The sequence below is a fragment of the Protofrankia sp. CiP1_Cm_nod1 genome, assembly GCF_920888515.1.
Taxonomy (GTDB): domain Bacteria; phylum Actinomycetota; class Actinomycetes; order Frankiales; family Frankiaceae; genus Protofrankia.
The window spans coordinates 12985-21276 of the sequence record NZ_CAKKTM010000417.1 but is presented as its reverse complement, the minus strand read 5'-3'; the positions used below and the strand labels follow the sequence as shown (position 1 = coordinate 21276).

8 protein-coding genes and 1 pseudogene are annotated in these 8292 nt (G+C 70.2%); 4 read left to right on the top strand and 5 right to left on the bottom strand.

All coding sequences use genetic code 11. The features are described 5' to 3' along the window. Positions 1 to 1099, bottom strand: a 1099-nt coding sequence (locus NBX02_RS18865) for an EAL domain-containing protein (protein WP_250292437.1), incomplete at its 3' end; no start/stop codon positions are given. A gap of 326 nt (positions 1100 to 1425) precedes the next feature. On the opposite strand from NBX02_RS18865, the gene NBX02_RS18860 reads away from it, so the two are divergent. From NBX02_RS18860 to NBX02_RS18845, 4 genes are all read left to right on the top strand, one after another. Continuing rightward, positions 1426 to 2466: a 3-isopropylmalate dehydrogenase gene (locus NBX02_RS18860; protein WP_250283385.1), complete on the top strand. Its 1041-nt coding sequence runs from the start codon at positions 1426 to 1428 to the stop codon at positions 2464 to 2466. A gap of 279 nt (positions 2467 to 2745) precedes the next feature. After that, complete coding sequence (ilvE, locus tag NBX02_RS18855; protein WP_250283387.1) at positions 2746 to 3675, top strand: branched-chain-amino-acid transaminase; 930 nt, start codon at positions 2746 to 2748, stop codon at positions 3673 to 3675. 229 nt (positions 3676 to 3904) lie between these two features. Then, entirely contained in the window at positions 3905 to 4291 is a 387-nt protein-coding gene (locus NBX02_RS18850; RefSeq protein ID WP_250283388.1) for a CBS domain-containing protein, read from the top strand. A 126-nt stretch (positions 4292 to 4417) separates the two neighbouring features. Next, positions 4418 to 5095, top strand: a complete 678-nt coding sequence (locus NBX02_RS18845; RefSeq protein WP_250283389.1) for a Crp/Fnr family transcriptional regulator — start codon at positions 4418 to 4420, stop codon at positions 5093 to 5095. Between the two features lie 329 nt (positions 5096 to 5424). Here the strand turns inward: NBX02_RS18845 and NBX02_RS18840 are convergent. The 4 genes and pseudogenes from NBX02_RS18840 to NBX02_RS18825 form a co-directional block, all read right to left on the bottom strand. Then, positions 5425 to 5691, bottom strand: a pseudogene (locus NBX02_RS18840) (undecaprenyl-diphosphate phosphatase); the annotation flags it as partial. A 106-nt stretch (positions 5692 to 5797) separates the two neighbouring features. After that, positions 5798 to 6259 (bottom strand): hypothetical protein, encoded by a 462-nt coding sequence (locus NBX02_RS23380; protein ID WP_445548525.1) that lies wholly within the window; start codon positions 6257 to 6259, stop codon positions 5798 to 5800. Positions 6260 to 6265: 6 nt separating this feature from the next. Then, the gene (locus NBX02_RS18830) at positions 6266 to 7150 is read right to left on the bottom strand and encodes an ABC transporter permease (RefSeq protein ID WP_250283392.1); all 885 of its coding nucleotides are present in this window, start codon (positions 7148 to 7150) and stop codon (positions 6266 to 6268) included. Then, entirely contained in the window at positions 7147 to 8127 is a 981-nt protein-coding gene (locus NBX02_RS18825) for an ABC transporter ATP-binding protein (protein ID WP_250283394.1), read from the bottom strand. Before NBX02_RS18825 ends, NBX02_RS18830 begins: the two co-directional genes overlap by 4 nt. Positions 8128 to 8292 lie beyond the last annotated feature (165 nt).

The window sequence follows — 8292 nt, the reverse complement described above, 5'->3', positions numbered from 1 at the left end:
CGACCATGCTGGCCGGCACCCGCCGGGCCGCGGCGGCGCCGGGGGAGACGGGCAGCTGCAGCGCCACCGGCTGGTGGTGCCGGTTCACGACGACGACCGCGCCGCTGCCGCCACCGCCCGGATGTGCGCCACCGCTGGGATGTGGCGGTGCCGGCGTGCCGGGCCACCAGGCCGCCGGCGCCGAGGTGCCCCGGCGCTGCGCCCGGCCGTCCCCGACGGAGATCCGTACCTGCTCGAGCAGGCTGCCCACCCCCTCGCCGCGCCCGGTCCGCTGGGCGAGCAGCCGGATCCGCCGGGAGATCGCGGGGTCGAGACGTTGCCAGCTCTGCGCGGGGCGGCCGAGGTACCAGCCCTGCCCGAGCGGGACGCCGAGCCCGACGAGCACGGCCAGTTCCTCGTCGCGTTCGATGCCCTCGGCGATCACCCAGGCGTCCAGCCTGCTGGCGAAGACGTTGACCAGCTCGGTCAGCGTCCGCAGCACCTGGTCGCCGTCGGCGCTGGCGACCAGCTCCCGGTCGAGTTTGACCAGGTCGGGATGGACCCTGGCGATCTGGCGCAGCCCCGCGTAGCCGGACCCGACGTCGTCCATGGCGATGCGGCCGCCGCGCTCGCGCAGCGCCTGGACGGTGGCGGCCAGCCCGGGGGTCCGCTCGACGCTGACCGTCTCGTTGAACTCCAGGACGAGCCGGCTGAGGTCGGCGTCGGCCCAGACCGCGGCCACCTCCGTGGTGGTCAGCAGGTTCGGCATGACGTTGACGCTGAGGAAGCAGTCGGGTGGCAGCCGTTCGCGGGCCGCCAGCGCCGCGCGCAGCACCCTGGCCTCGAAGCGGGCGGCGACCCCGGCGCGCTCGGCGGCGGCGAACCACAGGTCGGGCGAGGGCGCCGCGGCCGACCCGAAACGCGCCAGCGCCTCGTACCCGGCGATGATGCCACGCTGGAGATCGACGATCGGCTGGAAGACGATGCGTGGCTGCCCCGGGTCGGCCAGCGCGTCGCGCAGCGCGGCGGACCACTCGTCCGCGGGGCCGGTCGCCTGGACGGGACCGGACGTGTGGTGGGTGGCGGAGCGGACCGGTGGTGACGTCGTTTCAACGATCATGCGTCGTACACTCCCTTGTGTCGTCGCATGCCACGCGTGCCCGACCGGGGGAGATGCCCGCTCGCCTCCAGCCGGTTACGAAGCTGCTTGCCGAGGCCGTTGTGGTATGTGGTCGGTGCACTGTACGTGAGGACCTGCGGGGACCTTTGTCACCATCGGCGATTCATCGTGCGTGTCGCGCACCCCGTGTCCGTCCCGGGCGGTTCCCGGGCGTGTCCGCGGGAAGCACACGGAAAAATCTTCACCGAGGCCCGCGGGAAGACCCGCCACGCCCCCGGGCAGGGGTGGGCGCCGCGAGTGGGCGGTGACGGATTACAGTCGCGTTCATGAGGCTTGCGGTCATCGGTGGGGACGGTATCGGGCCAGAGGTCGTCGCGGAGGGCCTGCGCGTCCTGCGCGTCATCGAGCCCAAGGTGGAGACCACCGACTACGACCTGGGCGCGCGCCGCTGGTACGCCACCGGCGAGACCCTGCCGGACTCGGTGCTCGACGAGCTGCGCGAGCACGACGCGATCCTGCTCGGCGCGGTCGGCGACCCCGGGGTCCCCAGCGGCATCCTCGAACGCGGGCTGCTGCTGCGGCTGCGCTTCGAGCTCGACCACCACGTCAACCTGCGCCCGGTGCGGCTCTACCCGGGCGTGGCCACGCCGCTGGCCGGCAGGCACACCATCGACATGGTCGTGGTACGGGAGGGCACCGAGGGCCCGTACGCGGGCGCCGGCGGCACCCTGCGCCGCGGCACCCCGTACGAGGTGGCCACCGAGGAGAGCCTCAACACCCGCTTCGGCGTCGAGCGCGTCGTACGGGACGCGTTCCGCCGGGCGCAGGCGCGCCCCCGGCGGCGGCTCACCCTCGTCCACAAGACCAACGTCCTGACCAACGCCGGGGACCTCTGGCTGCGCACGGTCGCCGAGGCCGCCCCCGAGTTCGGCGACGTCCAGGTCGACTACCAGCACGTGGACGCGGCGTCGATGTTCTTCGTCACGGACCCGGGGCGTTTCGACGTGGTCGTGACCGACAACATGTTCGGGGACATCCTCACCGACATCGGCGCGGCGATCACCGGCGGTATCGGCCGGGCCGCCAGCGGCAACCTCGACCCGTCCGGGAAGAACCCGAGCATGTTCGAGCCGGTGCACGGCAGCGCGCCGGACATCGCCGGGCAGGGGATCGCCGACCCGACCGCCACCGTGCTGTCGGTCGCGATGCTGCTGGCGCATCTGGGCCGGACTCAGGAGGCCGCCCGGGTGGAGGCGGCGGTCGCAGCCTCCCTGGCCGACCGTTCCCGGCCGCGTGGCGGCTACCCACACGACCAGATCTCCACGCGGGAGGTCGGGGAGGACCTGGCGGCGCGGGTCGCCGGCTGAGCTGTCCGGGCCGGCCGGGCTGTCCGGGCCGGCTGAGCCGGTCGCTCCGGCAGGCGGGCCTGTCGTGCGCGGTCGCGCGACCGGTCTGATACTTTCTGTCGTCGTTCCTGCTCAGAAGGTGGTTGTCCGTGCGCGAGTCGATGCGGGTGGCCGGAGAAACGCTATTCTCTGAAGGGCCGTAGATCCGGTACGACGGCAGCCGACGGGGCCTGACCACGGCGAAGATCGGCACGATCGTCACTCGCCCACCCGCTTCGTCGCATACGCCTGGAGTCACCTGTGTCCATCACACCGACATCGAAGATCTGGATGAGCGGCCGGTTCGTCGACTGGGACGACGCCCGCATCCACGTGCTCAACCCGACGCTGCACTACGGCTGGGGTGTCTTCGAGGGCATCCGCGCCTACCCCACCGCCCGCGGCAGCGCCGTGTTCCGGCTGACCGACCACATCGCGCGGCTGTACCGCAGCGCCAAGATCTACATGATGGAGCCGTCGTTCACGCAGGACGAGCTCATCGCCGCCGTCAAGGAGACGGTCGCGGTCAACAAGGTCGACGCCTGCTACATCCGGCCGCTGATCTACCTCGGGTACGGGGAGATGGGCCTCAACCCGCTGCCCTCCTCGGTCGAGGTGATGGTCGCGGTCTGGCCCTGGGGCTCCTACCTCGGCGCCGACGCGGAGCAGAACGGCTGCCGGGCCACCGTGTCCACCTGGCGCCGCAACGACAACAACATCATTCCGCCGGCGGCCAAGGCGTCCGGGCAGTACCTCAACTCGTCGCTGGCCAAGGTCGCCGCGCTCAAGGCCGGTTACGACGAGGCCATCCTGACCAGCCCCAACGGGAACGTCGCCGACGGGTCGGGCGAGAACGTCTTCATCGTCTCGGAGGGCAGGCTGATCACCCCGCCGCTCAGCGACGGGCCGCTCGGCGGCATCACCCGGGCGTCCATCATGCAGATCGCCGCGGACCAGGGGTACGAGGTCCGCGAGCAGCACATCGTCCGCACCGACCTGTACCTGGCGGACGAGGCGTTCTTCACCGGGACCGCGGCCGAGATGGTGCCGATCGTCGAGATCGACGACCGTCCGGTCGGGACGGGCCGCCCTGGCCCGATCACCCGCGAACTGCTCGAGCTGTTCCACCAGGCGACCCGCGGGGAGATCGACCGTTACAAGAACTGGAACGAGCTCGTCCAGGAGTCCTGAGCTCCGCAGGCATCCCCCGGTGGGCCGCCGGTCGCGCGGGCCAGCGCCTGGACGACCGACGACCCACCGGAGGAGTCCGCTCCCGTCCGTCCGGGTTCCGCCCATGTTGCACCATGTTCCGTCCACGGACCGTTGTTCGCGGTGACGGTCTGGTCAACGGACCATTCCGCGCCTACTCTCTCCTGTCAGGCTCTTTTTCACAAGTGCACAAGCCCTGGGGAGAGGCGTGATGCGGGTTTCCGACGGGATGACCAGTCCGGTACTCATGATCGGCCCGAACCACACCCTGCGTCAGGCGGCGCGGCTGATGGCAGCCCGGAAGGTGGGCGCGGCCATTGTGCGGGACGTCGACGGCGAGGGGTACACCATCCTGACCGAACGCGATGTTCTGACGTCGGTGGCGGCCGGTCAGAACCCGGATGCCGAACTGGTCGGAGATCATGTCGCCCGGGACGTCGTGTTCGCCGATCCCGGCTGGTCGTTGTCGGAGGCTGCCGGCGTGATGCTGCGTGGCGGGTTCCGGCATCTGATCGTCTGCGATCGGGGTGACGTGGCCGGCGTGTTGTCCATGCGCGATGTAGTGCGTTGCTGGAGCGTCCAGCGTGCATCCGTTTAGGAACCGCTGTTCATCTGTTTGGTCAACTGTTCCTTCTGCGCCGTTTTTTGCTCCATCGACGCACATCACTGCACAAGGGGGGCACCAGGCGCCCACATTTCCCGACATTGGCGCTACGGTCACGGTGTGCAGGAGGAAGAGGTAGTCGCGCTGCTGCGGGCGACCACATTGCTGAAGGAACTGGACGAGCCGGCTCTGGCGCGTCTCGCCGCACGCTCCGTCGTGCGCCGATACCGCCGCGGCCAGGTTGTGCTTACTGAAGGTGATCCAGCTGACACGTTGCTCGTAGTGGCCTCCGGCCGCCTGAAAATACTCACGACCGCCGACGACGGCCGTGACCACGTCCTGAACATCGCCGGCCCCGGCGACACCCTCGGCGAGCTCAACATCGTCGAGGCCGGCCCGCGCTCGGCCAGCGTCGAGGCGCTGGAGCCCAGCGAGGCCGTCGTCCTCGACCGGGCCGCCGTGTGGGAGCTGGTCCGGGAGCGCCCGGCCGTCGCCGAACAGCTCATCCGGGCGCTGGTGGCCCACGTCCGCCGGCTGACCGGGGCAAACGCCGACCTGGTCTTCCTCGACCTGCCTCGGCGCGTCGCCAAGCTGCTGTTGATGCGGATGCGGGAGTCCGGGCGCCCGCTGATCGAACTGGGCCTGACCCAGACCGAGATCGCCTCCCTGCTGGGTGGCTCACGCCAGTCGGTCAACCAGGCCCTGCGAGAGTTCGAGAAGCGCAACTGGATCCTCGCCGAGGGCCAGACCGTCACCATCCTGCAGGTCGAACGCCTCCGCCGCTTCGCCGGCGACTGAGGGGCCTCCCCCAAATAGTCGCTTTCGCGACTATTTGGGGACCCCTGGCTCTTGGGCGGGCCGCCGTCCGGGGCTTTTGGATCATCTGATGATGATCCAAAAGGTGAAGGCCGTGTGGCCGTGTGGCCGTGTGGCCGTGTGGCCGTGTAGCCGTGTGGCGATCTGGGGCTCTGGGTTCTTAGGATCCGTCGATCAATAACTGCGGTTCTCGATCGAGAGAGGCTGCTGTCAGCCCCGCAACAAGACCGACATCAGCAACCGGAGTTATTTTCCGGCAGCTCCCGTAACCGCAGTCGCCGTAGCCGTGCTCATCGAGACCGGGCCGGTGGAGTGAGGAAGGCCCGGATGATGTGGGCCCGGTCGGACCGGAAAAAGATCAGTAGGGCGGCGGTGGCCACGTGCAGCCCGACGACGAACGCCAGGTAGGGCAAGCCCTCGCTGTTGCCCGATGCGTTCTCGGTCACCAGGTGCTGCCAGGAACCGCCGATCAGCGCGGGTACCAGCACCGAGCGGCCCAGGCTGGAGACCGGGAACAGCTCGGTGATTCCTTGCAGGAGTCCGATGACGCCCGCTTGCGGGTACGTCAGTTCATGCACGACCGCGTCTCCGCTCGTCGGAGTGGCTCGCCCGCCCGCCGCTGAGTTGTCACAGGCGCTCCCGGACGGGCGCCGGGCCGCCCGGGTTTGCCGCCTCGTGTGGCGTTCATGTGGTGTCGAAGCAGCCGTCGAACTCGAACACCGGGTTGATCACATTTTTACCGGTGGAGGTCTGGATCATGACCGGGCCGACGATTTTGGTGGGGCCGCCGGCCTGGTAGCAGCCGTTGGAGCGGACCTGGAGTTCGAACTTGCCGTTTTGGGCCCTGCCGGCCGCGTCGGTCCAGCCGACCTGGCAGATCCAGTCGCTGCCAGCGCCCCTGTCGTGCGATCCGGGGGTGCTTCGGTGGCAGTCGGGTTTGGCGGCGACGGCGGCGGGGGTGAGCCCGGGGCGGCCGAGCAGGGCCTGCTGCTGGACGTAGAGGTTGGTGAAGACGGGGCCGACCGAGGCTTCGACGCGGGGCCGGGTGACGTCGGTGGCGCAGCCGGCGAGGGCGGCGGTCAGCGCGGTGACGGCGCCGACGGCGACGGCCGCGCGGATCAGCCGGTTGGAGGTGGGACGGGGCATGGCGGGTCAGCCTCCGGTGATGTCGCGGCGGCGCAGCGCCGTGTAGGCGATGGCCAGGCAGATGAGGATGTAGCCGACGCTGACGAGCGTGCCGTCGCGGAGCGGGCCGTAGTAAGGGTGCGCGGCGAGCAGGCCGTGCCAGGCGTCGAACGGGGTGACCAGCAGCAGGTGACGGATCGTGTCGGCACCGTTGAGGAAGGCGTAGAGCTGCATGAGCAGACCGAGGATGATCGGTCCGACGATCCCGGCGGGGCTGCTGCGGGTCAGCACCGACAGCATGATCCCCAACGCGGTGAAGCCGAGCAGGGGCGGCAGCGTGCTCGCCCAGGCGGCGAGGACCAGCCCGGCGGTGCGTCCCGACGGCAGCAGGGTGCCCGACAGGCTCTCCAGCGGCTGGTGGCCGACGAGGAGCACCCCGGCGGCCAGGCAGCTCAGCGCGAGGACGGCGAGGAGGAGCACCGCGAAGGTGGCCGCGGCGAGCGCCTTGGCCCAGAAGATCTGGGTGCGGCTGTGGGAGCGGGTGAGGATCGTCTTCCAGGTGCCGTGCTGGTCCTCGCTGGCGAAGATGTCGCCGGCGACGAGGCTGGTGAGCAGCGGGAACACCCATTGGGCGGCGAACCCGAGAACGAGCAGCGGGGTCGCGAAGCCGCTGGCGTGCACCCACCGGCCGTACAGGGTGTCCTTCGGCAGGCGGTCCTGTCGGTCGAGCAGCACCACGAACACGAACGGCGCGACGAGGCAGACGGCGAGCGTGGCGCGGGTGCGGGCCTGCGCGGCGAGTTTCGTGATCTCCCACCGGTAGGCGGTGACCACCCGGCCACGGCCGACCGGCCGGGGGCAGGCCGTCGCGGGCGGTACCGGGGCTGTGGCGGTGGTGGCTGGGGTGGTCACGAGGTCACTCCGGTGAGGGTGTCCGGCTGGGTCTGGGCGGGCTCACCGAAACCGGCCTCCGGGTCGGTTTCGGTGAGCATGAAGAACAGCGACTCCAGCGGCGCGATCTCCAGGTGAAGGGCGCGGACCGCCAGGTTGGACCGGCCGAGGGCGATGATGTAGGCGTCCGCGTCGGCGGCCTGGGCGCGCAGCGCCAGGCCGCCGTCGGGATGGACGGAGACGGCCACTGCCCGATGGCCGGCGGCCAGGCGCAGCGCCTGCTCGTCGTCGCTGGTCATCAGCCGATGGGACGGGTCGGGGGCCTGGGCGCGCAGCTGGTCGATCGAGCCGTGGTAGACCACCCGGCCGGTGCGCATGATGGTGACGTTGTCGCAGATCTCCTCGACCTCGTCCATGTTGTGGCTGCTCAGCAGCACGGTCAGCCCCCCGGCGGCAAGCCGTTTGACCAGGGCGCGCATGTCCCGGATGCCAGCGGGGTCCAGGCCGTTCGCCGGCTCGTCGAGCACGAGCAGCCGCGGGTCGCGCAGCAGCGACGCGGCGACCCCGAGGCGCTGGCGCATCCCGAACGAGTAGCCCCCGACCTTGTCACCCGCCCGTCTGGCGAGGTCGACGACGTCGAGCACCTCGTCGATCCGGCTGTCCGCCCCGCCGCGGTCCAGGCCGGCCAGCAGGTTCAGGTTCCGCCGGCCGGACAGGTAGGGGTAGAACCGCGGACTCTCGATGAACCCGGCGACCCCGTCCAACATCGACGGGCCGGCATCCCCCCAGGTCCGGCCGAACACCCGCAACGTCCCGGCGTCCGGACGGATCAGCCCGAACAGCATCCGCAGGAACGTCGTCTTCCCGGCGCCGTTCGGGCCGAGGATCCCGTACACCTCCCCGACATCCACCCGCAGATCAACATGATCCACCGCGATGAGACCACCGAAACGTTTGACCAGCCCGGAAGCCTCCACCGCCGGGACACCGACCGCCATACGTCCTCCAGTCGAACATCCACATGTCTACTACTCGGTGAATAGTAGACCCTCGATGGAGGTGGCGGGCGGCGGCGTCGGGACCGCTGAAAAGGCTGGTACCTCGAAGGCTGCCATGGAGCCTTCGCACGTCACGCTCGACTGTCAGACTCCTTGTACTATCAA